Below are 24,059 nucleotides of genomic sequence, written 5' to 3' on the forward strand. Positions count from 1 at the left end.
GTGAGAGCACGCTCTCACGGCACCTCTCACCCGATCGGGTGCGGCGTCCGAGGTCCTTGCGGTGAAAGTGACGCGAGGGTTTTGTGAGGCCAAATCTCGTTACCAACGGCAACTCGGTGACTACCAGCGTGGCGGTATGTCGCTTCCCCGATCGCTCGGAAGATCGAGCAGGGTGGGTTGTCGAACGAGGGGCCAGCCGATGGCATCGACCAGGAAACATCCGCCGATCTGCGAAAAGGCCAAAGGGCACGTCTGCAAGTGCGGGAACTGTGGTGGTTCACAACACGGCTGGGTAGGTTGGACCAGGCTCGCTCGGGAACCGGATCGGGTCCGGGAGGCCGAACGCTCGAAGATCAGCGAAAAGCTGAGGGAATGGTGGTCTTCGAAGCGTGGCGCGAAGGTTGGCAACAAAGCCAAGGCCGCGATCATGGATTTGCTGCGGTTCGACTGCACCCGCTGGCTCGCGTGGAATGACCAGCAGGCGGCCGAAGTTCCGACGCAACGCCCGGATGCCGATTCCGCACCGGAGCGATCGCCGGATGACCGACCGCTCGCACTGCCTGGAGCTGATCCTCGGCTTGAGCACGCGGGTGACACTCCTTCTCCCGTGACTATCGACATCGGGCAACCGGCCTCGCTGCCAGAGCACTCAGAGTGGTCGCCAGTGGTGGATCAGGTGGACGCTCTTGCACGGGCGATGACCCAGGAGATCTGGCGGGACATCGTCGAAAACATCGAGGGAAGTCCCGCGGAGGTCAAGGCGATTCGCCTGCAATTGGCCGATCACGGCTGGTGCGACCTGTTCATCGGCTTCGTGATGGTCTTGGAGAAGTTCCGCAAGGTGTTCGACGAAATTCCCGACACGGCGAAGAAGCTCATTGTCGAGGCGGTCCTCCGGTCCAGTAGGCAGGAGAAACGGCCACAGCTCACTGAGCAGGTGGTCGGGATGATCGTGGACAAGGCATGGGGAGCGTTCAAAGCCGCCTTGATCGCACACTCGCCTCTGCTCGGCGCTCTGACCAGCGACGAACTGCTGCGAAACCTTCGCCTGCTCGCGGTGTTCATCTGCCCGGCGCCGGAGAAGCACGAGGAAGTGCAGAAGCATGCGGTCGAACCGCTGGTCGACGACGTTCGCGGTTATGTAACGGACGAAACCAAGGAATGGTTGAGGAGAGAGTTCGGCCAGTGGGCTACCGGCGTCGAACGACAGGCGAAAGCCGACGGAGCGGTTCCGGCAGTTCGTCCGGCGCCCGCGTGATGCTCAAGGCCTGGGCGGACGCGGAGGAGTAGGCCAGTACGGCTCGGCCCGCGCCGCGGCCGCCGCGACGGCTCGTCCGTCGATGGTGGTCGCGGTGCGGGCGAGGCCGACCTTCCGCCACTCGACGCTGAACTCGACCGGCTCGGCCGGCAGCGGGCTGAGCCACAGCTGCCGGTCGCCTCGGTAGCGACGGTCGTCGTAGCTCGCGCCGCCGCCGATCTCCGTCAGGGTGCCTCGGCTGACTCGGAACTGCAGGCCGGCGTCAGTCGGGCCCGGGTAGCCGCCCGCGTGACTGTCGGCGATGTTTTCCCAGGTCACGGTGTCCAGCGAGCCCCGCCGCACGGTCAGGTGGACGACGAAAGTACAGCCGGCCGGGTAGGCGACGACATGCTGTAGCGCGACCACGGCGAGGTCGGTCCGCGCAACGAACCGCGCGATCGGCACCGGGCAGCCGAGCACGTCCACGGGCGGGCCGGTCGTCTCCATGCCCCCAGCGTCCTCGGGCGCGCAAGCAGATACCGGGCCCCGGACCACCGGCGAAACTCGTTCACCGGTGTTTCCGCCACGTGGCCCACCGCCCGGCGAGGCGTTACCTGCTCGTTTCACCAGACCGTTGACGGCTGTGCTCCGGCTCACTACAGTCCCCGGAAACCGTCTGTAAAGTATCCTAATTAAGTCGGGAGCGACGAGTGCGAGCCGGTAGCCCGCGGATGCTGCGCGAGATCAACGATCGCGCCGCCATCGAGGTCCTCCTTCGGGAAGGCCCGCTGACCCGCGCCGAACTCGAACTCGCCATCGGGCTGTCCAAGCCCGCCACCGCGCAGCTCATCACCCGGCTCGAGCTGGACAACCTCGTCGTCAAGGCCGGTGTCCGCGGCGGTGGCCGGGGGCCGCGGGCCCAGCTCTGGGCCGCCAACGGCAGCCTCGCCTTCGTCGCCGCCGTCGATCTCACGCCGCACGTCGCGGACTTCGTCGTCGCCGATGTCGCCGGGGTCGTGCTCGCCGAACACCGGACGCCGCTGCCCGTGCACGCCGGCGCCGATGTCGTCGGGACCTTCGGCCAAGCCCTGAGCCAGGTCGCCGAAGCAGCCGGAATCAAAAGAGAAGACCTGGCCCACGTCGTGATCGGCGCGCAGGGGGCGTTCGACCCGCGGACCGGCCTGCTCTCCTCCGCCCCGCACATCCCCGGCTGGCTCGGCTTCGACGTCCCGCAGAAGCTCTCCGACGAGCTCGGCGTCGACGTCCTCATCGAGAACGACGTCAACCTCGTCGCCGTCGAGGAGATGAGCGTCGGGATGGCCCAGGACGTCGACGACTTCGTCATGGTCTGGCTGTCCGAAGGCGTCGGCGGCGCCGTCGTCATCGGACGGCGGCTGCTGCGCGGTGCCACCGGCGGAGGTGGCGAGATCGACTGGATGCGCGTGCCCGATCCGGCCACTGTGGACACCGGGGACGTCTGGCCCGAAGCCGGCGCCCGGTTCGGCAACCTCGTCGACTCGCCCGCCATCTGCCGGCTCGCCGCCGCGCATGGCATCGAAGCAGCAACCGCCTGGGATGCCGTGGCGAAAACCGGACCGGACCACCCTTTCCGACACGATCTGGCGAGAAGGGTCGCCGGCGGCGTCGCCAACCTCGTCGCCGTCGCCGACCCGCAGCTCGTGCTCCTCTGCGGGGACACCAGCCGCGCCGGTGGCGAGGAGTTCGCCGCGCTGGTGCAGGAAAAGCTGCACGAACTGGTCCTGCCGCGCACGCCCGTCGGCTGCGCTTCCGTGCAGGGCAACGCCGTTCGCGCCGGCGCGCTGCAGTCCGCGCTGGCCACCGCCCGTGAAGACGTCTTCGGCGTCGTCACCCCCACGCTCCTCGGGTCGCAGGCCCGAGGACGAAAGCACCCGTCCCCGACCGAGTAGACCGACCGATGAGGAGGAGGGCCATGCCCCCTACCACCCGGACCCGCCGCGGCGCCCTGCTGGTGGCCGCCGCCGCGGCGTCCGTCCTGCTGACCAGCGCCTGTTCCGGCGCCGCCGCTCCGAGCGGGGGTGACGCGGCGGCCGCGCCCGGCAAGGACGACAAGATCACGATCACCGTGTACTCCAAGTTCACCGACCGCGAGTACGGCGTGGTCACGGCGGGCCTCAACAAGCTCAAGACGAAGTTCCCGAACATCGAGATCAAGCACGAGGGCAACCAGGACGACGACAAGCTCACCCAGTCGATCCGCGGCGGCAACCCACCCGACGTCGCGATTTCCTTCTACACCGACAACCTCGGTGCCTGGTGTTCGACGGGCAGCTTCCAGGACCTGAAGCCCTACATCGACCGCGACAAGATCGACCTGAACCAAATCCCCGAAGCGGTCCGCAACTACACCGAGTACCAGGGCAAGCGGTGCGCGATGCCGATGCTCGCCGACGTCTACGGGCTCTACTACAACAAGGACATGTTCGCGGCGAAGGGCATCACGTCGCCGCCGAAGACGACGTCGGAACTGTTCGAGGCCACCAAGAAGCTCACCGAGTTCAACCCGGACGGGTCGATCAAGGTCGCCGGCTTCCTGCCCTCGATGCCGTTCTACGCCAACCAGGCCCAGTACTGGGCGCCGAACTTCGGCGCGCCCTTCCTCGGCCCGGACGGCAAGTCGGACCTCGCCACCAACCCCGGCTGGAAGGCGATGTTCGAGTTCCAGAAGCAGCTCATCGACTTCTACGGCGGCCACGACAAGGTCGAGCAGTTCAAGGCCGGCCTCGGTGACGAGTACTCCGCCGACCACGGCTTCCACAAGGGCAAGCTGGCGATGATCTACGACGGCGAGTTCCGCACCGCGTTCCTCAAGGACCAGGCGCCGAACGTCAACTACGGCACCGCGCCCGCGCCGGTGCTCGACACCATGGCCGACCACTACGGCGGCGGCTTCACCACCGGCACGATCATCGCGATCCCCAAGGGCGCCAAGAACCCCGGCGCCGCGTGGGAGCTCATCAAGCAGGTCACCCTGGACACCGACACCCTGGTGGACATGGCCAACGGCCTGAAGAACGTGCCCAGCACCAAGGCGTCGCTGACCTCGCCGCGGCTGGACCTGCAGCCGCAGTTCAAGACTTTCCTCGACATCTACGACAGCGGCAAGCTGGTGGCCAACCAGACCACCCCGATCGGCGACGCGCACCTCAAGGCGGTCAACGACTTCGCCGAGAAGTGGCAGGCCGGCGCGGTGCCCGACCTGACCGCGGGGCTGCAGAAGGTCGACGCGCAGATCGACGACGAACTGAAGCAGAAGGGCGCGGGCGGATGACTCTGTCCGATGGGGTCTCGGCGGTGACGAGTACCTCGCCCCGCACGCTCGCTGTCGAAACCGACGGAACCCCGTCCGCGCCGAGCAAGGCGCGGGCGGGGGCCCGCCGGGCCAAGCGCCGCCGGACCGTCTTCCTCTTCATGGCGCCCGCGTTCGTCGGGTTCCTCATCTTCTTCGGCTACCCGCTGATCGCGACGGTCTACTACTCCTTCACCCGGTACGACCTGATCAACCCGCCGGTGTTCATCGGCTTCGACAACTACGTCCGGATGTTCACCAGCGAGCCGCTGGTCGGCACGGCCGCGTACAACACGCTGTGGCTGGTCGTCGTCCTGACGGTCTGCCGCGTGGTGTTCTCCCTCGGCGTCGCCTCGGTGATCTCCCGGCTCAAGTCGGGCGTCGGCCTGGTCCGGACGCTGTGCTACCTGCCGACGCTCGCCCCGCCCGCGGCGGCGACGCTGGCCTTCGTCTTCGTGTTCAACCCGGAGTTCGGCCCGGTCAACCGGTTCCTGCGGCTCGTCGGCATCGACGGCGGGCTCTGGTTCAACAGCCCGGCGATGTCGAAGCCGGCGTTGACGCTGCTGGCGCTGTGGGGCTCCGGCGAGCTGATGATCATCATCCTGGCCGCGCTGCTCGACGTCCCGACCGAGCAATATGAGGCCGCCGAGCTCGACGGCGCCGGCCCGATCCGCCGGTTCTGGCACGTCACGCTCCCGTCGATCTCGCCGGTGCTGCTGTTCGGCGTGGTCAACTCGATCATCTACGCACTGCAGTTCTTCACGCAGGCGATCGTCGCCGCGTCCGCGTCGGCGGGCACCGCGGACGTCGCCGGCAACTCGAAGCTCATCGGGGCGCCGCAGAACTCGACGCTGACGTACCCGATCTGGCTGTACGTCCAGGGTTTCCGCTACTTCAACATGGGCTACGCGGCCGCGATGGCCGTCCTGCTGTTCATCGTTTCCGCGGCCTTCACGTGGATTCTCGTGCGGCAGCTGCGGAAGTCCCAGCACCAGGAGGAGGGCGCATGAACATACCTTTGCGACAGCCTGTTCATGCGCCCGACCGGGTGCGGGTGTCCCGCAAGATCGGAGCGGGCGCATGACCGCCGTGGCCGAAGCGCCGCAGCGCGACGCGGGCGTACCGCCGAAGGTGCGGTTCAAGCGGAACTGGGACAAGCGGCTGTCGTTCATCGCGCTGCATTCGGTCGGCATCGCCATGGGCGTGATCTTCATGCTGCCGATCCTGTTCGTCTTCCTCACCGCGGTGATGGCGAGCGACCAGGCGATGACGGCGAGCCTGTGGCCGACGGAATGGCACTTCGAGAACTTCGTCAATGTGTTCCAGAAGGCACCGCTGCTCGAATACTTCGGCAACAGCCTGCTGTATTCGGCGCTGGCGACGGCGGGCGCGCTGCTTTCGGCGATCCCGGCGGCGTACGCGCTGGCGAAACTGAGGTGGCGCGGGCAGAACCTGTTCTTCATGCTGACCGTGGCCGCGATGCTGCTGCCGCCGCAGGTCACCGTCGTGCCGCTGTACGACCTGTGGGTCCGGATGGGACTCACCGGCACGCTGGTTCCGCTGATCGTGCCGTACTTCTTCTTCGACGCGTTCTCGATCTTCCTGCTCCGCCAGTTCTTCCTCACCATTCCGAAGGACTACATCGAGGCGGCGAAGATCGACGGCTGCAACGAGTTCCAGGCGATGGTCCGGGTGCTGATTCCGATGGCCAAGCCGGGGATCGCGGCCACCGCGATGTTCTGCTTCCTGTTCACCTGGAACGACTACTTCGGGCCGCTGCTCTACACCGGTGAGAACCAGGACCACTGGCCGCTTTCGCTGGCGATCGCGTCCTTCCGCGGCATGCACCACGTCGAGTGGAACATGACGATGGCGGCGACCGCGCTGATCATGGCGCCGGTGATCGTGCTGTTCATCTTCGCGCAGAAGTCGTTCGTCAAGGGCATCACATTCACGGGAGTCAAGGGATGAAGCTGGCAGTCGTCGGTGGCGGGTCCACCTACACGCCGGAGCTGATCGACGGGATCGCCGGGCGACGGTCCACTTTGGACGTCGACGAGATCGTGCTGGTCGACCCGGACGCCTACCGCGTCGAGGCGGTCGGCGGGTTCAGCCAGCGGCTCCTCGACCACGCCGGCCACCCGGCGCGGGTGCGGACCACGCAGTCGCTGGAAGAGGGCGTCGACGGCGCTTCCGCCGTGCTGATCCAGCTGCGGGTCGGCGGGCAGCGGGCGCGCCGCTCGGACGAGACGTTCCCGCACGCCTGCGGCTGCGTCGGGCAGGAGACGACCGGCGCGGGCGGCCTGGCGAAGGCGCTGCGCACGGTCCCGGTGGTGCTCGACATCGCCGACCGCGTTCGCAAGATCGCCGGCGACGACACGTGGATCGTCAACTTCACCAACCCGGTCGGCATCGTCACCCGCGCCCTGCTCAACGAGGGCCACCGCGCGGTGGGGCTGTGCAACGTCGCGATCAACCTGCAGCGCCAGTTCGGCAAGTTGCTCGGCGTCGGCGCGGACGACGTCAAGCTCGTCCACACCGGACTGAACCACCTGAGCTGGGAGCGCGGCGCGCTCGTCGACGGCGTCGACCGGCTGCCGGAGCTGCTGGAGGAGCACCTCGACTACCTGTCCGATGAGGTCAGTGTGCCGGAGAAGTGGCTGCGGCGGATGAACGTCGTGCCGTCGTACTACCTGAAGTACTTCTACGCGCACGACGAGCAGGTCACCAAGCAGCGCACCGAGCGGCCGCGCGCGGACGTCGTGTCCGACGTCGAGGAAGAGCTGCTGAAGATCTACCTCGACCCGGAGCAGAACACGAAGCCGGAGTCGCTCGAAAAGCGTGGCGGCGCGTACTACTCGGAAGCCGCCGTGCAGCTGGTGCACGCGCTGACCGCGGGCGGGCCTGCCGAGGAGCACGTGGTGAACGTCCGCAACGACGGGACCTTCCCGTTCCTGCCGGACGACGCCGTCATCGAGGCGCGATCCATTGTGGACTCGAAGGGGGCGACGCCGATTCCGCAGCCCCCGGTGGAGCCGCAGTTCTCGGGCCTCATTTCGGCGACGACGGCCTACGAGTTCCTCGCGTTGGAGGCGGCGATCAAGGGTGGCCGGGATCGCGTCGCGGACGCGTTGCTGGCGCACCCGTTGGTCGGTCAGTACACGAAGGCCGACACGCTGGCCGATTCGCTGGTGCAGATCAACCGCGAGTACCTGCCCTGGGCCCGCGGATGAAGCCTGCGATTATCGCGATCGACGGCGGCAACAGCAAGACCGAGGTCCTGGTGATCTCGGAAGACGGCGTGGTGCTGGGAAAGTCCCGCGGCCCGGGCGCGTCGCCGCAGAACATCGGCGTCGCGGCCTGCGTCACGGCGCTGGAGGGCCTGGTCCTGGAGGCCTACCCGGACTTCGGGGAGAAGCCGTTCGCCGTGCACACTTCGGCGTACCTGGCCGGGCTGGACTTCCCGCGCGAGGAGGAGGCGCTGCACACGGCGCTGTCCGCGCGCGGGTGGAGCGACACCCTGACGGTCGGCAACGACACCCTCGCGCTGCTCCGGGCGGGCAGCGCGGGGGTGGGGGTCGCGGTCGTGTGCGGCGCCGGGATCAACGGCGCCGGCGTCGGCCCGGACGGCCGCGTCCACCGCTTTCCCGCGCTGGGCAAGATTTCCGGCGACTGGGGCGGCGGCTACCGGCTCGGCGAGGAGGCCCTGTGGTGGGCCGTGCGCGCCGAGGACGGCCGCGGGCCGCGGACCGCGTTGATGCCCGCGGTGGCGGCGTACTTCGGCAAGCCGACGCTGCTGGACGTGGTGCAGGGCCTGCACTTCGAGGAGATCGACGCGGCGTCGATCCACGGGCTGTGCCCGCTGCTGTTCGAAGTGGCCGCGGCGGGCGACGAGGTCGCGCAGGAGATCGTGACCCGGTTCGTCGAGGAGGTCAGCGTCTTCGCGGCGGTGATCCTGCGCGAGCTGGACCTGACCGAGGACGCGCCGGAGATCGTGCTCGGCGGCGGCGTCCTGACCGGCATCGGCGCAGCCGTCATCGCGGAGATCGAGAAGCGGTGCCTGAAGGTGGCGCCGCGCGCGGTGGTCCGCGTCGTCGACGTGAACCCCGTGGTGGGAGCGGCGTTGTTCGGACTCGACACGCTGGGCGCGTCCGAGGCTGCGAAGGCGGCCTTGAAGGCGGCGACCCAGCGCGTCTGAAGACCCTGGCGGGGCCTGCCTCGAAGCGGCGCGAGACAGGCCCCGCCAGACCCCCTTACGGCACCAGGATTTCGCCGGTCTCCAGCAGGGACTTGAGGTCGGAGAGCACCCAGGCCCAGCCGCCACCGGCGTTCTCGCCCGGCCCGGCGTTGACGTCCTCGTGCACGCCGCCGACCATCTCGGCGGTGAGCGGCGCGCCGGTGACGTCGTGGGTGACGGTCAGTCTGGTGCCGGCGGTCTTCGTCGCCTCGATGTCGTAGGTGAGCGTGGTGTAGGGCTCGGCGCCCATCCCTTCCGGGCCCATCAGCAGTTTCCAGGTGATGACGAGCTTGCGCGGCGGGTCGACTTCGAGCACTTCGCCGTCGACGAGGTCCCCGGTGAACCCGGCGTCGATGAACTCCTGCGTCGGGCGGGTGCGGTGCTTGCCGCCGACCTTGAGGTCGAAGTCGGCGAGGCCGGTGTAGCCGTACTTCCGCGTCCACTCGGGCTTGGTGATGGCTTCCCAGATGCGCTCCGGGGTGGCCTTGATGTAGACGCGGTGGACCTGCACGGTGGTCGTCATGGTTCTTCGCCTTCCAGTTCGTTCTTGAGGTCGAGCAGCGCGCTGACGTGGCGTTCGGTGTACTTGTCGATCCACCGGTCGTGGATCTGCCGGATGGGCACCGGGTTGAGGAAGTGCCGCTTTTCCCGGCCTTCCTTCCGCGCGACGACGAGCCCGGCCTCTTCCAGGAGCTTCAGGTGCTTCATGACGCCGAAGCGGGTCATCTCGACCTGGGTCTCCAGCTCGGTGAGCGTGCGGCCGTCGCGCTCGAAGAGCAGGTCGAGCAGGAACCGGCGGGTCGGATCCGCCAGCGCCTTGAACACCAGGTCGTCGTCGGGCACGTCAGCGAGAATAGGTGACCAAAAGGTCACATGTCAAGAGTCGTCACTTTCCCCGTGAAAGTGTTCCGGAGGCCGCACCTCCGGAACACTTTCACGGGGAAAGTGCCGCTTTAGACGACCAGGGACAGGGGGAGGATCAGGGCGATCGCGACCACCGAAATCAGCGTCTCCATCACCGACCAGCTCTTCAACGTCTGGCCCACGGAGAGTCCGAAGTACTCCTTGACCAGCCAGAACCCGGCGTCGTTGACGTGTGAGAAGAACAGCGAGCCGGCGCCGATGGCCAGGACCAGCAGGGCACTGTGCGACGGGTCCATGGTCGCCGCCAGCGGGGCCACGATGCCTGCCGCCGAGACGGTCGCCACCGTGGCCGAGCCCGTCGCCAGGCGGATCGCCACCGCGACCAGCCAGCCGAGCAGCAGCGGCGACAGGTGCGCGTCCTTCGCCAAGCCCGTGATGACGTCGCCGACGCCCGCGTCGACCAGCGTCTGCTTGAAGCCGCCGCCCGCGCCGACGATCAGGATGATCCCCGCGATCGGGCCCAGCGACTCACCGACCACAGTGGACAGCCGCGCGCGGTCGAGGCCGGCCGGGCGGCCGAGCAGCACCATGCCGACGAGCACCGCCGCCAGCAGTGCGATCAGCGGGTCACCGACGAAGTCCAGCACGAGGCGCGCCTGGTTTTGCTTGGCCAGCAGGATGTCCGAGAGCGCTTTCGCCAGCATGAGCACGACCGGCAGGAGCACCGTCGTGAGCGTCACGGCGAAGCTCGGGCGCGGCTTGCCGGTGTCGGCGCGCTCCGGGATCAGGCGCTCCGGCGGCGTCGCGTCCGGGACGAGCCGGGCCGCCACCTTGCCGAACAGCGGACCCGCGATGACCAGCGTCGGGATGCCGACGAGCAGGCCGAACGCCAGCGTCACGCCGACGTTCGCGTTCAACGCGCCGGCCGCGGCGAGCGGGCCGGGGTGCGGCGGCACCAAGCCGTGCAGCACCGAAAGCCCGGCGACCGCCGGAATCCCCAGCAGCATCAACGGTTTCCCGGTGCGCTTGGCCGCGAGCAGCACGACCGGGATGAGCATGACGAGCCCGATCTCGAAGAACATCGGCAGCCCGATCAACGCGGCCACCAGCGCCATCGCCCAGGGCAGCGCGCCGCCGCGGGCCTTGCCGAGGACGGTGTCGACGATCTGGTCGGCGCCACCGGAGTCCGCCAGCAGCTTGCCCAGCATCGCGCCGAGGGCGATCAGGATGCCGACGGACGCGACCGTGCTGCCCACGCCCTTCGAGAAAGTCTCGATCACTTTGCTGATCGGCAACCCCGCGATCAGCCCGAGCAGGAGCGAGCCGAGCACCAGCGACAGGAACGGGTGCAGCTTCACCTTCGTGATCAGCACGACGATGACGGCGATCGCGACGACGGTCGCGACGATCAGGCGGGTGTCGTGGCCGGTCCAGCCGGCGGCGAGGACGGTGTTCACGCGTGCTCCCGGAAGGCGGTCAGGGCGGCTTCGGTGATCTCGGCGGGCGTTTCGCGGATGTCGAAGATCGCGCCGGGCTCGTCCGCTTCGAGGGGTTCCAGGTCGGCGAGCTGGGAGTCCAAAAGGGACACCGGCATGAAGTGACCCGAACGCGACTTCATGCGCTCGGCGAGGATCGCGCGGTCGCCGTGCAGGTGGGCGAACCAGACGTCGCCACCGGTCCGGAGCACGTCGCGGTACCGGCGCTTGAGCGCGGACGACGTCACCACGCCGCCGGTGTCCTGGTGGTCGCGGATCCAGCCGGCGATGGCCTCGAGCCAGGGGGCGCGATCCTCGTCGGTCAGCGGATGCCCCGCGGTCATCTTGTCGATGTTGGCCTGCGGATGGAACGTGTCCGCCTCGGCGTACTCGACGTCCAGCGCGTTCGCGAGCGCCGTGCCGATCGTCGTCTTGCCGGAGCCTGACACCCCCATCACCACGATGACGGTCATCCGCACCTCCCACTTCGTTGTGCCCAGGTGAGTCAAACTCAAAAGTACTACTTATTCAAGATGAAGTACTACTTAATCGAGTCAGACGGCTAGGTTGGGTCCGGTGAGGCACGAGCAGGTACTGGACGCGCTGGGCGCGGCGATCGCGAACGGGTCCTTGGCGCCGGGCACCGTTTTGCGCTCCGAAGAGCTTCAGGAGCGCTTCGGCGCTTCGCGGACGGTGGCGCGCGAAGTCGTCCGGGTGCTCGAGACGATGCGGCTGACCAGCAGCAAGCGCCGGGTCGGCGTGATCGTGCGGGAGCCGGCGGAGTGGAACCACTACGACCCACGGCTGATCCGGTGGCAGCTCGACGGCCCCACGCGGCCGGCGGCCCTGGCGACGCTGAACGAGCTGCGTTCGGCGATCGAGCCGTGCGCGGCGCGGTACGCGGCCCTGCGCGCGACGCCGGAGGAACGCGGCCGGCTGGGTGCGCTGGGGGAGCGGCTGGCGCGTACCGGCCGGGCGGGGGACCTCACGACGTTCCTCGAGTTCGACATCGCCTTCCACGACCTGCTGCTCACCGCGTCCGGGAACCCGATGTTCGCGCAGCTGTCCGAAGTCGTCGCGGAGGTGCTCACCGGCCGGACCGGGCACGGGCTGATGCCGCCCCAACCACAGCCCGAGGCCATCGCGCTGCACCTGGAAGTGGCCGCGGCGGTGGCCGCGGGGGAGGCGGACCGGGCGGAGCGGGCGATGCGGGACATCGTCGTCCAGGCGCGTGAGGAGATCGCGGCGCTGGTCGAGTAGCCTCCTCGGGTACTGGAGTTTTCTTCTGCCGGGGGGCACGGGTGAGCGCGGCGCGCGCGATCGGACTGGTGTTGGGCGTGGCGGCCGACGGCGCCCTGGGCGACCCCCGCCGGCGGCTCCCGGTGACGGCGTTCCGCCGCCTCCCGCAGCGCTCGGGCGCGGTGGCCGCGGGCGTCGCGGTGGCCGGCGGTTTGCTGCTCGAACGCGCCGGCCGCGGCCGCCCGCTGATCCAGGCATCGGCGACGGCAGTGACGACGTGGGCGGTCCTCGGCGCGGCCGGCCTGGCCCTGCAGGGCACGGAGCTGGCCCGCGACCTCGAGGAGTCCCGCTTCGACCCGGCCCGCGCGACACTGTCCGAACTGGACCCCCGCGTGGCCGACAGCCTGGATTTGGTGGGGCTGTCGCGCGCATCGGTGGAGACGGTCGCGGAGAACACCTCGGACGCGGTGGTGGCGCCGCTGGTCTGGGGCGCGGTGGCGGGCGTCCCCGGGCTGCTCGGAGCGCGCACGGTGAGCCTGCTGCGCCGGGCCCGCGTGGGCCGGCGGGGCCACTGGGCGATCGACCGGCTGGACGAGCTGGTCCACCTGGTCCCGACCCGCGTGGCTGCGGGGCTGACGGTGCTGGCGGCCCCGGTGGTCGGCGGCTCGGCGGGCGGCGCGTGGCGGGCGTGGCGCCGCGACACGATCGCCCACCCGAGCCCGAACGCGGGCCGCGTCGAGGCGGCGTTCGCGGGGGCGCTGGAGGTCCGGGTCGGCGGGCGGACGGTTTACCCGCACGGAGTCGCGGAGCTGCCCGTGCTGGGCGTCGGGCGGAATCCGGATGCCGGGCACGTGACGCGGGCGGTGGAGCTTTCCCGGGTCGTCGGGTGGCTGGCGGGGGTTACTTCGGTGGTGCTCGCGGTGGTTGCGGGGCTTTGGCGCCGGTCGCGCTGAATCTTGTCCACAGGCGGGGGTGGATGTGGACAAGTGGTGCGCTCGGCTGGGCGTTCCGGCAGTTCTCTCGGGCGGCGCCGATAGACTGGCCAAGGGGCCGCCCCCCAGGGAAGGGCAGGGCTCCGGCAAAGTCGTGGCCGCGCGGTCTGCCCGGCGTCGCGGCGATGTCATGAAAGGGTCGTTCACGTCGTCTGACGAGGTGAACGACCCGTTCATGACGTGCGGGCGACCGGATCGGCCGCGCTGACCTGACTTTGCCGGGACCCTGCCAGGGAAGGGCGGGGGCCGTGAGTCTCGTCAGGCCCGGCGGCGCAACTGGGCCAACGCCTCCGCGTCGAGCCGCGCGCCGCGTCCGGTCAGCTTGCCGGCGATCCGCTCCCGGTCCTCGGCCGTCTTGTTGCCGCCGAACTTGAACTTCGCCCGGACCCCCGTGATCGTGAACTCGATCCCGCGGATCCCCGGCAGCAACCGCCGGTCCGAAGACTCCGGCGCGGCGCTCACCGGCGCCCGCGCGCCGTCCGGCTCGAAGTGGCGCAACTGCTTGTCCAGCAACGCCGCCTTCGCCGCCGGCTCGTCGACCAGCCGGACGTCACCCTCCAGCTGCACCGTCGCGTAGTACGACGTCGGCACGCCGACCGCCGGGTCGCCGGCCGTGTTCCAGTCCGCGCGGATGTACGTGTAGTCGTCGACCACCGTCAGCAGCGCCCGCGGGTGCTCCTCCAGCAGCGGCCAGATCGGGTTGGGACGCGCCAGGTGCGTGATGATCGTGTCGGCGCCGTCGAACGCGAAGTGCGCCGGGGTCACCACCGGCAGGTCGCGGCCCTTGCCGCCGGCGATCAGCTGGCCGAAGTCGTGCCCGGACAGCCATTCGCGCCACTCCGCGTCTTCGGCGGCGTCCCAGGGGTGGATCAGCATGACCCCAGTGTCACCACCGAAGTGGCCCGGAAGAAGGTCCATTTCGGAGCTATTTCTGATGGCCACTTTCGGCGAGCTCGTCTTCGGCCAGGATCTCCGCGACGGACTTCCGGCGCTGCGCGGGGGCCGCGGACGCGTCCAGCGCCCCGCCCGGCTTCAGCTCACGCACGGTGAAGTACAGCCAGCCCAGCAGCGCCATCGCGCCGAACGCGATCCACTGCAGCGCGTAGGACAGGAACGGCCCGGAGTCCGTCTGCGGCAGCGGCAACGCGCCCAGCACGCCGGGCTGGCCGGTGTCGAGCTGGAAGTACCCCGGCCGGATGTCGAGCTTCCCCGCCCGCGCGACCACCCGCGAGTCGACGACGTAGCTCTGCAGCTGCCCGCCGGTCGACGCGTCGGCGAAGGCGTCCCGGTTCTTCGGGTCGGTCTCGTCGGCGCGCACCCGGGCCGTCACGGAAACCGTCCCGGGCGGCGGCGGCGCGTACGGCAGCACGCCGGACTTGCTGTCGAGCCGGACGTACCCGCGGTCGATCAGGACGACCGTGCCGTCGGTGGTCCGCAACGGCGTCAGCACCTCGAAGGCGCCCTCGCCCTGGACCGTCCGCAGCCGTGCGACGACTTCCTTGTCCGCCAGGTACTGGCCGGTGATCGAGACGAGATGCCACTCGGTGCGCTGGTCGGGCACGCTGCCGGGCGGCAGCAGCTGCGCCAGCGGCAGCGGCGCGGCGGTGAACGAGGCCTCCAGCGCGGAGTTCTGCTGCTCGCGTTCGGCGTTGCGGCTGAACTGCCACGGCGAGAGCAGCGTGAAGCAGCAGATGGCGAAGGCGAACACCACCACCGTCAGAGCCAGCCACCCGGGCTTGAGCAGGAACCGCAACCGCACCCCACCACGGTAGGCCGTGCCCCGGTGCGCCCGCCCGCCGACCTCCGCCGATTGTGACCGTTACCCGCGCGAACGGACCCAATCCAGCAAACCGGGCACCGCGCGTTCGATCATGCCGAGGACGTCCTCGAAGCCGTCGTCGCCGCCGTAGTAGGGGTCCGGGACCTCGGCGCCTTCGGGGGCCGACGGGTCGAACGACCGCAGCAGCCGCACCTTCGCCGGATCGTCGACGCGCGCCCGGAGGAACTCGGCGTGCCCCTCGTCTGCGGCGAGCAGGAGGTCTGCGGCCAGGTCTTCGTCCGACACCTCGGAGGCAACGTGCGCGGTGGGGTAGCCGTGCGCTTTGAGCGTCGCCCGGGCGCGCTTGTCGGCGGGCTCGCCGGCGTGCCAGGGGCCGGTGCCGGCGCTGGTCACGCGCACATCGCCGATTCCGGACTCGTCGAGCTTCGCGCGGAAGACGAGCTCGGCCATGGGGGAGCGGCAGATGTTGCCGGAGCAGACGAAGACGAGGTGCGTCACGTCGCGAGCGTAACCGGCTGGTTCACCCGGTCACCCGCTCGCTCGGCGGTACCCGCCGCCCCGCGGGGTCACTTAGCGTCGATCACGCGAGGACGCGAACCGGAAGGAGAGCGATCATGCACGGGTGCTGCTCGAAGTGCACGGGACAGGGCTGCGGCTGCTGCGGCAACTGCAACTGACGCTGCGCACGGCGCTCGCGGCGGCGGTGTGGACCCGCCGCCGGGGCGCCCCTCAGCGCGGCAGGCAGGTCGCCGACGTCGCTTCGGCCAACGCTTGCGCGTGCAGCGCGTCGAACCGGTGGACCACGTCCGCGAAACCCGCCGCCACCAGCTGCCGGGCCGGGCACGCACGAGACCCGCGCAGCGGAAGCGTCGAAGCCAGTTCCGTCAGCAACCCCTTGTTCAACCCGTCGATCACCGGGCGGATCTGCGAAAGATCGGGGCGGGTCGTCGGCACCTCCGACGGGTGCGCGTCCCAGCGCGCGTACCACCCGCGCTGGACCAGCTTGTTCGCCTCGATCTGGGCGCGGAAGAACCGCACCGCGTCCGCCGGGTCCAGGCCCAGCGCCGGCGCCTGGGCCGACACCGAGTCGTAGATCTGCTGCTCGCGCGCCGGGTCGTCGATCGGGGACGGCGTTCCGTACTTCGCCGCCGCCACCTGGTCCGCGATCGCCACGCGCTGCGCCGCCAGGTCCGTCAACTGCCACAACGAGGTCGCGGAAGCCGAAGCCGGAACCGAAGCCAGGACCAGGCCCGACACCACCGCGATGAACACAGCCAGTACTCGCATGGCCCGCGACGGTACATGCGAAGATCCCCCGGTGCCCACGCTTTCCGAAATCATCACCGTCCTGGAGCAGGCCTACCCGCCCGCGCTCGCCGAGTCGTGGGACGCCGTCGGCCTCGTCTGCGGCGACCCCGCCGAGCCCGTCACGCGCGTGCTCTTCTGCGTCGACCCGGTCGCCGAGACCGTCGACGAGGCCGCCGCGCTCGGCGCGCAGCTGATCGTCGCCCACCACCCGCTGCTGCTGCGCGGCGTGCACGGCGTCCCGGCCGACACCGCCAAGGGCGCGCTCGTCCACCGGATGATCCGCGAGGGCATCGCCCTCTACTGCGCGCACACCAACGCCGACTCGGCCGACCCCGGCGTGTCCGACGCCCTCGCGCAGGCGATCGGGCTGCGCGTCACCGGCCCGCTCGAACCCAACGAAGACGGCGTCACCGGCATCGGCCGCCTCGGCGAGCTGCCCGAAGCCGAGCCCTTCGCGCGGTTCGTCCAGCGCGTCGCCGACGCCCTGCCCGCGACCCTGCCCGGCGTCCTCGGTGCCGGCGACGCCGACCGGCCGATCCGCACCGTCGCCGTCTCCGGCGGTGCCGGCGACTCCTACCTGAAGCAGGCCACCGCGGCCGGTGTCGACGCCTTCGTCACCGCCGACCTGCGGCATCACCCCGCCGGTGAGCACCTGGCGAACCCCGGCGCCGTGCCCGCGCTGGTCGGGCTGACCCACTGGGCCAGCGAATGGCCCTGGTGCGGGCAAGCCTCGGCGGTCGTGGCGCGAGCGTTTGCGGGTAACGTCGACGTTCACGTCTCCACGCGGCGCACCGACCCGTGGAACGTCCGCGCCGAGCGCACATCGATTTAGAGGAGCACCGTGAAGGCCGAACCCGCCGTGCAGCGCCAGTTGCTCGAGCTCGCCAAGGTGGACGCCGAGCTCTCGCGCACCGCGCACCGCCGCCGCACCCTGCCCGAGCTGGCCGAGATCGACGCGGGGGAGAAGACCGCCCGCGAGCGCCGTGACGCGCTCGTGTCCGTGGAGACCGCCGCCTCCGACCTCGACCGCGAGATCGCCCGGCAGGAGAAGGAGATCGAGTCGGTGCGCGCCCGCGAGGACCGCGACCGCAAGCTCCTGGCGTCCGGGTCGGTCAACTCGAAGCAGATGACCGACATCGAGCACGAGCTGCAGACCCTGCAGCGCCGCCAGAGCGCGCTCGAGGACGACCTGCTGGAGCTGATGGAGCAGCGCGAGGCCCTCGGCCTGGACGCACAGCGCACCGGCGCCGAGGTCGACAAGGCCGAAGCCGAGGTCGCCGCCGCGGTCGCCCGCCGCGACGAGGCGTTCAAGGACCTGGACACCACCCGCGCGCGCCGCGACGAAGACCGCGTGAAGCTGCTGCCGCGCTTCCCGGAGCCGCTGCTCAAGCTGTACGAGCGCGTCCGCGAGCACAAGGGCATCGGCGCCGCGCTGCTGCGGGCCCGCCGCTGTGGCGCGTGCCAGCTGGAGCTGGACCGCAACACCGTCAACGAGATCAAGGCCGCCCCCGAGGACGACGTCATCCAGTGCGAGAACTGCGGCGCGATCCTGGTCCGGACCATGGAGTCGGGTCTGTGACGTCGCACGTCATCGTCGAGGCCGACGGAGGGTCCCGGGGCAACCCGGGCCCGGCCGGCTACGGCGCGGTCATCAAGGACAGCGACGGCGAAGTGCTCGCCGAGCGCAAGGAGAGCCTCGGCGTCGTCACCAACAACGTCGCCGAGTACAACGGGCTCATCGCCGGGCTGACCGCCGCGGCCGAGCTGGGCGCGTCCACTGTGGACGTCCGGATGGACTCGAAGCTCGTGGTGGAGCAGATGTCCGGGCGCTGGAAGATCAAGCACCCGGACATGCAGCCGCTCGCCGAGCGCGCCAAGGAGCTGGCCGCCGGCTTCTCGCGCGTGAAGTACGAGTGGATCCCGCGGGCGCGGAACTCCCACGCCGACCGGCTCGCCAACGAAGCCATGGACGCGGCGGCCGGGAAGCCCACGCAGCCAAAGCTGCCGACCCGCAAACCCGACCGCGCGACGACCGCGTGGACCGGGGCGAAAGGCACCCCGACCCGGCTGCTCCTGCTGCGCCACGGCCAGACGGAGATGTCGGCGCTGCGCCGTTACTCCGGCCGCGGCGACGTCCCGCTGACCGAGCTGGGCCGCTCCCAGGCCGCCGCGGCGGCGAAGCGGCTGGCCGCGATGGACGGCCTCGTCGTCGACGGCCAGGCCGTCCCGATCATCTCCTCGCCGCTCACCCGCACGAAGCAGACCGCGCAGGCCGTCGCCGACGCGCTCGGCGGCCGCGTCGAGACCCACCCCGGGCTCATCGAGACCGACTTCGGCGACTGGGAAGGCCTGACGTTCGCCGAAGCGGCCGACCGCGACCCCGAACTGCACTCCTCGTGGCTGGGCGACAGCTCGGTGCCGCCGCCCGGCGGGGAGAGCTTCGACGTCGTCCACCGCCGCGTCCGCAAGGCCCGCGACGAGCTGATCGCCGAGCACGGCGGCACGACGTTGGTGCTGGTCAGCCACGTGACGCCGATCAAGACGCTGCTCCGGATGGGCCTCGACGCGGGGCCGCAGCTGCTGTTCCGGCTGCACCTCGACCTGGCGTCGTTGTCGATCGTCGAGTTCTACCCGGACGGGAACGCTTCGGTCCGGTTGGTCAACGACACCTCGCACCTGGCCTGACCGGCGGAAATGTGGGGTGGATCACGGTCAATGCCGACGCGTGGCCGACCCAGGATGGGGTATTGGCTACAGTGTCTCGACCGCGTCGCCGCGGTGGCGGGTCGGCTGGATCGACCCACTCAGGGGGCGCCAGCTCGCGCGTATCCCACCGGCAGAAGCCTGCGGGCGGAACAGTGACGAGGACATGACGGCTAGCGCACTCACCGAGACCTCCCCGAGCGACGTCCCCGAGGACCCGGCACCCGCGACGACCACGCGCGGCTGGGGCGCGCGCCTGGCGCCGGTGCTGGCCGTGCTCGTCGGCGTCGCGGCGGTCGCCGCCCACGCCACCCGCTACGGCCACTGGATCGTCGACGACGCCGCCATCACCTTCTCCTACGCCCGCAGCTTCGCCGACGGCCTCGGCCCGGTGCTGCAGCCGGGCGCCCCGCCGGTCGAGGGCTTCTCCGACCCGACGTGGATGGTGCTGCTCGGCCTCGGCAAGCTCGTCGGTCTCTTCGACCACGGCGCGCTCTTCGGCATCCCCGACTACGTGCTGTTCCCGAAGGCGCTGGGCCTGCTGTTCACCGGCGGCATCCTGACCGCCTGCCACATCGCGGCGAAGCAGATCTTCACGCGCTTCGCGTGGCTGGCGACGCTGATCGCCGGCCTGACGCTCGCGACGGTCCCGTCGTTCGTCATCTGGGTCGTGTCGGGCCTGGAGAACTCGCTGTTCGCGTTCGCCGTCGTCACGCTGGCGGTGACGCTGTTCGTGGCGGTGCGCAACGATCGCCTGCTGACCCCGAAGGTCGCGCTGTGGGCGGGCGTCATGGTCGCGTTCGCGGCGCTGACCCGGCCGGAGGGCCTGATCTACGCGGGCGCGTACCCGCTGGCGGCGCTGTTCCTGCTGCGCGGCGGCCTGTTCTGGAAGAGCTTCCGCCTCGCGCTGCTGTCGGTGGCGGCGTTCGCGGTGCCGTTCGGCGCGTACGTCGTCTGGCGGCACGCCGAGTTCGGGCGGCTGCTGGCCAACCCGTCGGTGGCCAAGCAGCAGGGCCTGCCCGGTATCGACGCTCTGAAGCGGCCGTTCGAGCTGGCGGGCTACGCGGGCTGGGCCGGGGTGGTCGTGCTGGCGCTGGTGATCGTGTTCGCGCTGGTCAAGGCCCCGTGGCGGCGCCCGCTGATCGCGCTGCTGGTGCCGCTGGGCCTGGGGATCGTCGCGTACGGCGTGATGGTCGCCGACTGGATGTACCAGCACCGGTTCGCCAGCCCGATCTGGCCGCTGGCCATCATCGCGGGCACGCTGTCCGCGGGCGAGCTGCTCAAGCACCGGCGCGCGTTGCTGCGGATCGGGATCGTGGTCGTGCTGGTGGGGGCGTTCGTGCCGACGGCGGTCGGGTTCGCGGCCGCGGCGGACAAGTTCGCGAAGAACCCGAACATCACGGCGTGCCTGGTGGCGGACCGCTTCGGCCGCGGGTTCAACACGTACGCGGACATCCTGGGCATCCAGAAGGCGTCGCTGCTGCTGCCGGACCTGGGCGGGTCGTCGATGACGAGCCGGCTCGAGCTGGTGGACATGGCGGGCCTGGTCAACAAGCCGATCGCGGACCTGGTCCACGACAACGACCTGGCGGGCCTGCGCGACTACGTGTTCGACACGGTGAAGCCGACGTTCATCCACTCGTGGGGCCCGTGGGCGGCGGGCAACGGCATCGCGCTGGACCCGCGGCTGGACCGGGACTACGTGCTGATCTATTCGTCGCCGATCGAGGGCCTGCGCAACGGCGACTGGGTGCGCAAGGACGCGGTGACCGACCCGGCGAAGCTGAAGGCGGCGCAGGACTACGCGGCGAAGACGATTCCGGCGGTGGCGGCGGACCGCTTCGGCGGCCCCCTGGACGACTGCGGCGCGACGATGAAGCCGGGCCAGACGATCACGATGCCGGGCTGACCGTCAGCGGAAGGCGTCGATCTGCCGCTGGACGCTTTCCGGCGTGCCGGGCTGGTTGTCGAGCCTCTCGACCACGCTCGACACCCGGTGGAGTTCGCCGGGGTGCCGTCGCCAGTGGGCCGGCGGCACCTTCAGCAGGGCGACCAGCAGGTCGCCGGGGTAGAAGTCGCCTTCGGCGAGCGGATCCCGCTCCAGGAGGTTGAGCGCGAGCGGCACGAGCAGCTCGATGCTCACCTGCTGGAGCAGCAGGAGCCGGAGGTCTTCGGCGCTCAGGGCACCGATCGGCTTGCGCCGGAGTTCGTGAGCCGTCCGGACCAGTCGGGTCGCGTCGGCGGGCGGGGCGCCCCAAGACTGGCCTTCCAGCTGCTCGAGGCTCAGCGACATGTCGGCCACGGCTAGCTCGCCACGCTCAGGCTCAGCCACAACGCCCCTGTCGCCGCCACCAGGCACAGGGGCGTCGTGATCGCCCCGAGCGCGTGGAACGTCTTCGCCGACGGGTGCTCCGGCAGCGTCCGGCGCCACAGCAGCGTCGCCAATGAGCCCAGGTAGCTCGCGTTCGGGCCGATGTTGACGCCCAGCAGGACCGCCAGCAGCACGCCCGGCGCCGGGTGCGGGCCCAGGACCGACAGCAGGATCAGCGTCGCCGGGAGGTTGTTGACCAGGTTGGCCAGCAGGGCCGCCACCCCCGCCGCCACCAGGAGGTCGAGCAGGCCGGTCGACGTCGGCAGGACGTCGCGCAGCAGCCCGCCGAGCACGTGTTCCGAGACCGCCTCGACGACGACCGCGAGGCCGAGCACGAACAGGCACAGCTGCGGTGATGCCTCGGTGACCAGCTGCCACGGCTTGATCTTGCCCATCGCCAGCGCCCGGACGCCCAGGATCAGCGACGCCAGCGCCGCGATCCAGACCGGCTCCACGTGCCCCAGCTGGCCGACGCCGAAGCCGACGAGCGTCAGTCCCAGGATGACGAGTGCGAACGTCGGTGTTTCCAGGTGCTGCTTCGGCTCGGCGGTCTCGCGCGGACGCAGGTCTTCGGCGAAGAACCGGAGGAACACGAGCAGCTCGATGGCGATCGTGACCAGCCACGGCAACGCCATCGCCGCCGTGAAGCCGGCGAACGTCAGCCCCGATGCGGCGAAGGCCAGGAGGTTCGTCAGGTTGGACACCGGCAGCAGCGTCGACGCCGAGTTCGCCAGGTGCGCGCAGGCGTAGACGTGCGGGCGGGGCGGGAGTTTCAGGCTGGTGGCCGTCGCGAGGACGACCGGGGTGAGCAGGACGACGGTGGCGTCCAGGCTGAGGATCGCGGTCACCCCGGCGGCCGCGGCGAAGGTGAGGACGAGCAGGCGGCGGGGCTTGCCGTGGCACGCCTCCGCCAGGCGGTTGCCGAGCCACGTGAAGACGCCGTCCACACTGGCCAAAAAGGACAAAAGCAGGATCGCGGCCAGGAAGCCCAGGGTCGGGAGGATTTCGACGGCGCGGTCCCCGGCCGCTTCCGGCCGCACGAGGCCGAGCAGGAGCGCGAGCCCGGCGGCCGGCACCGCGGCGACGGCTTCGGGCCAGCCGCGCGGGCGGACGATGGCGAACACCAGCACGGCGGCGAGGAGCGCCAGGCTTCCCGCCCCGGCCCAGAAGTTCACGCTCCCACGCTAATCGACGTCCGGCGCCGGGGCCGCGGGGGCGCCCCCCGTTTTCCACGCTACCGGAAGGCACCGACAATTCCGCGAGCCCGGTGGCGGGCCGCCCGGCGGCGTCGGCGGCGGCCGCTCGGCCGTGGGCCGGTTTTGTCGGTGGTGGCGGGTAAAGTGGAAAACGGGGGGCGCCCCCGCGGGCTCAGACGCCGAGCGGCTCCGGGGTCGCCGCCCCGCGGGCCAGGTCCTGTTCCTTCGCCCGGATCACCGGCAGCACCTCCTTCCCGAAGTGCTCGACGTCCTCCAGGTAGTGCAGGAACCCGAGCAGCAGCAGGTTCGCGCCGCGCTTCTTGTACTCGATCGCCCGGTCGGCGATCTGCTCCGGCGTCCCGATCAGCTTGGTCCGGAACCCGTCGTTGTACTGCACCAAGTCCTCGAACTCCGAGTCGGCCCACATGCCCTTCGAGTCCGAAGTGGACTTCCCGGCCTGCGCCACCGCAGACCGGAACCCCTCGACCGCCTCGACGTTCGCCTTCGCCACGATCTCGCGAAGCACCGCGCGCGCCTCACTTTCAGAAGAACGCGCGATCAAGAATCCGTTAAGTCCGAACCGGACCGTACGGGAATTCGAAGCGGCATACCCACGCACCTCCGACACCTGCTCGGAGAACCCGTCGAAGTCCTTGCCGTTGCTGAAGTACCAGTCCGACACGCTCCCCGCCAGCTTGCGTGCCGCCGTGGAATTGCCGCCCTGGAAGATCTCCGGGTGCGGGGCCGCCACCGGCTTCGGCTTGATGTCGAAGTCGTGGATGCGGTAGAAGTCGCCGCGGAACTCCGCGTGGTCGTTCGTCCACAGCTCGCGCAGCACGCGGATGAACTCCTCCGACCGCCGGTAGCGTTCGTCGTGCTCCAGCCACGGCTCGCCCAGGCCGGTGAACTCGCCCTTGAACCAGCCGCTCACCACGTTCACCGCCGCGCGGCCACCGGAAATCACGTCCGCGCTGGCGATGAACTTCGCCAAGACGCCGGGGTGCCACAGTCCGGGGTGGACGGCCGCGATCACCTTGAGCCGCTGCGTCGCCAGCAGCAGCGCCAGGCTGAAGCCCGTCGACTCGTGCTGGTACGCGGCACCGTAGCTGGCCGTGTAGCGCACCTGCGAAAGCGCGTACTCGAACCCGCTGTTTTCGGCCAGGACAGCCAGATCTCTGTTGTACTCGTAACCCCAGTCCGTCCGCTGTTCGATGTCGGACGTGACGAGGCCACCGCTCACGTTCGGGACCCAGTAGGCGAATTTCAACGGCTCTTCGAGGGACATGGCCCGAGTAGAGCAACGCCGCCGGGGACGGTCAACGCGCGTCC

Annotated in this window: 25 protein-coding genes; 13 read left to right on the forward strand and 12 right to left on the reverse strand. The window is 70.1% G+C overall.

Translation table 11 applies throughout. The annotated features are described in order from the left end of the window. The first annotated feature begins 199 nt into the window (after positions 1-199). On the forward strand, positions 200-1,258 hold the full coding sequence (locus ABFJ78_RS30935) for a hypothetical protein (protein ID WP_436390080.1): 1,059 nt from the start codon (positions 200-202) through the stop codon (positions 1,256-1,258). 3 nt (positions 1,259-1,261) lie between these two features. On the opposite strand, the gene ABFJ78_RS30940 is transcribed toward ABFJ78_RS30935, so the two are convergent. After that, positions 1,262-1,744: a hypothetical protein gene (locus tag ABFJ78_RS30940; RefSeq protein WP_436390081.1), complete on the reverse strand. Its 483-nt coding sequence runs from the start codon at positions 1,742-1,744 to the stop codon at positions 1,262-1,264. A gap of 224 nt (positions 1,745-1,968) precedes the next feature. On the opposite strand from ABFJ78_RS30940, the gene ABFJ78_RS30945 reads away from it, so the two are divergent. The 6 genes from ABFJ78_RS30945 (at position 1,969) to ABFJ78_RS30970 (ending at position 8,763) form a co-directional block, all read left to right on the forward strand. Next, positions 1,969-3,165 carry an ROK family transcriptional regulator gene (locus ABFJ78_RS30945; RefSeq protein WP_436390169.1) on the forward strand — a complete coding sequence of 399 codons (1,197 nt, stop codon included), beginning with the start codon at positions 1,969-1,971 and terminating at the stop codon, positions 3,163-3,165. A 23-nt stretch (positions 3,166-3,188) separates the two neighbouring features. Continuing rightward, on the forward strand, positions 3,189-4,547 hold the full coding sequence (locus ABFJ78_RS30950) for an extracellular solute-binding protein (protein ID WP_436390082.1): 1,359 nt from the start codon (positions 3,189-3,191) through the stop codon (positions 4,545-4,547). Beyond that, on the forward strand, positions 4,544-5,575 hold the full coding sequence (locus ABFJ78_RS30955; protein WP_436390083.1) for a carbohydrate ABC transporter permease: 1,032 nt from the start codon (positions 4,544-4,546) through the stop codon (positions 5,573-5,575). The genes ABFJ78_RS30950 and ABFJ78_RS30955 overlap by 4 nt, the downstream gene beginning before the upstream one ends. A 70-nt stretch (positions 5,576-5,645) precedes the next feature. Then, the gene (locus ABFJ78_RS30960; protein ID WP_436390084.1) at positions 5,646-6,536 is read left to right on the forward strand and encodes a carbohydrate ABC transporter permease; all 891 of its coding nucleotides are present in this window, start codon (positions 5,646-5,648) and stop codon (positions 6,534-6,536) included. Further along, complete coding sequence (locus ABFJ78_RS30965; protein ID WP_436390085.1) at positions 6,533-7,798, forward strand: 6-phospho-beta-glucosidase; 1,266 nt, start codon at positions 6,533-6,535, stop codon at positions 7,796-7,798. The genes ABFJ78_RS30960 and ABFJ78_RS30965 overlap by 4 nt, the downstream gene beginning before the upstream one ends. Continuing rightward, a complete protein-coding gene (locus tag ABFJ78_RS30970; protein WP_436390086.1) occupies positions 7,795-8,763 on the forward strand; it encodes an N-acetylglucosamine kinase in 969 nt (322 codons plus the stop codon). The genes ABFJ78_RS30965 and ABFJ78_RS30970 overlap by 4 nt, the downstream gene beginning before the upstream one ends. A 55-nt stretch (positions 8,764-8,818) precedes the next feature. Here ABFJ78_RS30970 and ABFJ78_RS30975 read toward each other — a convergent pair whose 3' ends face one another. The 4 genes from ABFJ78_RS30975 to ABFJ78_RS30990 form a co-directional block, all read right to left on the reverse strand. Continuing rightward, positions 8,819-9,325, reverse strand: a complete 507-nt coding sequence (locus ABFJ78_RS30975) for an SRPBCC domain-containing protein (RefSeq protein ID WP_436390087.1) — start codon at positions 9,323-9,325, stop codon at positions 8,819-8,821. Continuing rightward, positions 9,322-9,645 carry an ArsR/SmtB family transcription factor gene (locus tag ABFJ78_RS30980; protein WP_436390088.1) on the reverse strand — a complete coding sequence of 108 codons (324 nt, stop codon included), beginning with the start codon at positions 9,643-9,645 and terminating at the stop codon, positions 9,322-9,324. The genes ABFJ78_RS30975 and ABFJ78_RS30980 overlap by 4 nt, the downstream gene beginning before the upstream one ends. Positions 9,646-9,755: 110 nt before the next feature. Beyond that, the gene (locus tag ABFJ78_RS30985; RefSeq protein WP_436390089.1) at positions 9,756-11,123 is read right to left on the reverse strand and encodes a gluconate:H+ symporter; all 1,368 of its coding nucleotides are present in this window, start codon (positions 11,121-11,123) and stop codon (positions 9,756-9,758) included. Then, a complete protein-coding gene (locus ABFJ78_RS30990) occupies positions 11,120-11,614 on the reverse strand; it encodes a gluconokinase (RefSeq protein ID WP_436390090.1) in 495 nt (164 codons plus the stop codon). Before ABFJ78_RS30990 ends, ABFJ78_RS30985 begins: the two co-directional genes overlap by 4 nt. A gap of 103 nt (positions 11,615-11,717) precedes the next feature. Here ABFJ78_RS30990 and ABFJ78_RS30995 point away from each other — a divergent pair, with 103 nt between their 5' ends. Continuing rightward, positions 11,718-12,401, forward strand: a complete 684-nt coding sequence (locus tag ABFJ78_RS30995; RefSeq protein ID WP_436390091.1) for a FadR/GntR family transcriptional regulator — start codon at positions 11,718-11,720, stop codon at positions 12,399-12,401. 41 nt (positions 12,402-12,442) lie between these two features. Further along, a complete protein-coding gene (locus ABFJ78_RS31000; RefSeq protein WP_436390092.1) occupies positions 12,443-13,333 on the forward strand; it encodes a cobalamin biosynthesis protein CobD/CbiB in 891 nt (296 codons plus the stop codon). Between the two features lie 297 nt (positions 13,334-13,630). Here ABFJ78_RS31000 and ABFJ78_RS31005 read toward each other — a convergent pair whose 3' ends face one another. The 4 genes from ABFJ78_RS31005 to ABFJ78_RS31020 form a co-directional block, all read right to left on the reverse strand. Next, positions 13,631-14,248 (reverse strand): FMN-binding negative transcriptional regulator, encoded by a 618-nt coding sequence (locus ABFJ78_RS31005; RefSeq protein WP_436390093.1) that lies wholly within the window; start codon positions 14,246-14,248, stop codon positions 13,631-13,633. 49 nt (positions 14,249-14,297) lie between these two features. Beyond that, positions 14,298-15,131, reverse strand: coding sequence for an SURF1 family cytochrome oxidase biogenesis protein (locus tag ABFJ78_RS31010; protein ID WP_436390094.1), 834 nt, complete (start codon positions 15,129-15,131; stop codon positions 14,298-14,300). Positions 15,132-15,191: 60 nt separating this feature from the next. Further along, entirely contained in the window at positions 15,192-15,650 is a 459-nt protein-coding gene (locus ABFJ78_RS31015) for a low molecular weight protein-tyrosine-phosphatase (RefSeq protein WP_436390095.1), read from the reverse strand. 231 nt (positions 15,651-15,881) lie between these two features. After that, positions 15,882-16,439: a chorismate mutase gene (locus tag ABFJ78_RS31020; RefSeq protein WP_436390096.1), complete on the reverse strand. Its 558-nt coding sequence runs from the start codon at positions 16,437-16,439 to the stop codon at positions 15,882-15,884. Positions 16,440-16,470: 31 nt separating this feature from the next. Here ABFJ78_RS31020 and ABFJ78_RS31025 point away from each other — a divergent pair, with 31 nt between their 5' ends. From ABFJ78_RS31025 to ABFJ78_RS31040, 4 genes are all read left to right on the forward strand, one after another. Continuing rightward, the gene (locus tag ABFJ78_RS31025; RefSeq protein WP_436390097.1) at positions 16,471-17,292 is read left to right on the forward strand and encodes a Nif3-like dinuclear metal center hexameric protein; all 822 of its coding nucleotides are present in this window, start codon (positions 16,471-16,473) and stop codon (positions 17,290-17,292) included. 9 nt (positions 17,293-17,301) lie between these two features. Further along, a complete protein-coding gene (locus ABFJ78_RS31030) occupies positions 17,302-18,039 on the forward strand; it encodes a zinc ribbon domain-containing protein (protein WP_436390098.1) in 738 nt (245 codons plus the stop codon). Further along, on the forward strand, positions 18,036-19,145 hold the full coding sequence (locus ABFJ78_RS31035; RefSeq protein WP_436390099.1) for a bifunctional RNase H/acid phosphatase: 1,110 nt from the start codon (positions 18,036-18,038) through the stop codon (positions 19,143-19,145). The genes ABFJ78_RS31030 and ABFJ78_RS31035 overlap by 4 nt, the downstream gene beginning before the upstream one ends. 184 nt (positions 19,146-19,329) lie before the next feature. Beyond that, on the forward strand, positions 19,330-21,072 hold the full coding sequence (locus ABFJ78_RS31040; protein WP_436390100.1) for a hypothetical protein: 1,743 nt from the start codon (positions 19,330-19,332) through the stop codon (positions 21,070-21,072). 3 nt (positions 21,073-21,075) lie between these two features. On the opposite strand, the gene ABFJ78_RS31045 is transcribed toward ABFJ78_RS31040, so the two are convergent. The 3 genes from ABFJ78_RS31045 to sfnG all read right to left on the reverse strand — a co-directional run bounded on the left by ABFJ78_RS31045 (position 21,076) and on the right by sfnG (position 24,015). Further along, a complete protein-coding gene (locus tag ABFJ78_RS31045; protein ID WP_436390170.1) occupies positions 21,076-21,456 on the reverse strand; it encodes a contact-dependent growth inhibition system immunity protein in 381 nt (126 codons plus the stop codon). Between the two features lie 11 nt (positions 21,457-21,467). Next, positions 21,468-22,709, reverse strand: a complete 1,242-nt coding sequence (locus tag ABFJ78_RS31050; RefSeq protein WP_436390101.1) for an SLC13 family permease — start codon at positions 22,707-22,709, stop codon at positions 21,468-21,470. Between the two features lie 193 nt (positions 22,710-22,902). Then, on the reverse strand, positions 22,903-24,015 hold the full coding sequence (gene sfnG / locus ABFJ78_RS31055; protein WP_436390102.1) for a dimethylsulfone monooxygenase SfnG: 1,113 nt from the start codon (positions 24,013-24,015) through the stop codon (positions 22,903-22,905). Between the last annotated feature and the right edge of the window lie 44 nt (positions 24,016-24,059).

Origin of the sequence: Amycolatopsis sp. MEPSY49 (genome assembly GCF_051337345.1) — a bacterium.
Classification (GTDB): domain Bacteria; phylum Actinomycetota; class Actinomycetes; order Mycobacteriales; family Pseudonocardiaceae; genus Amycolatopsis.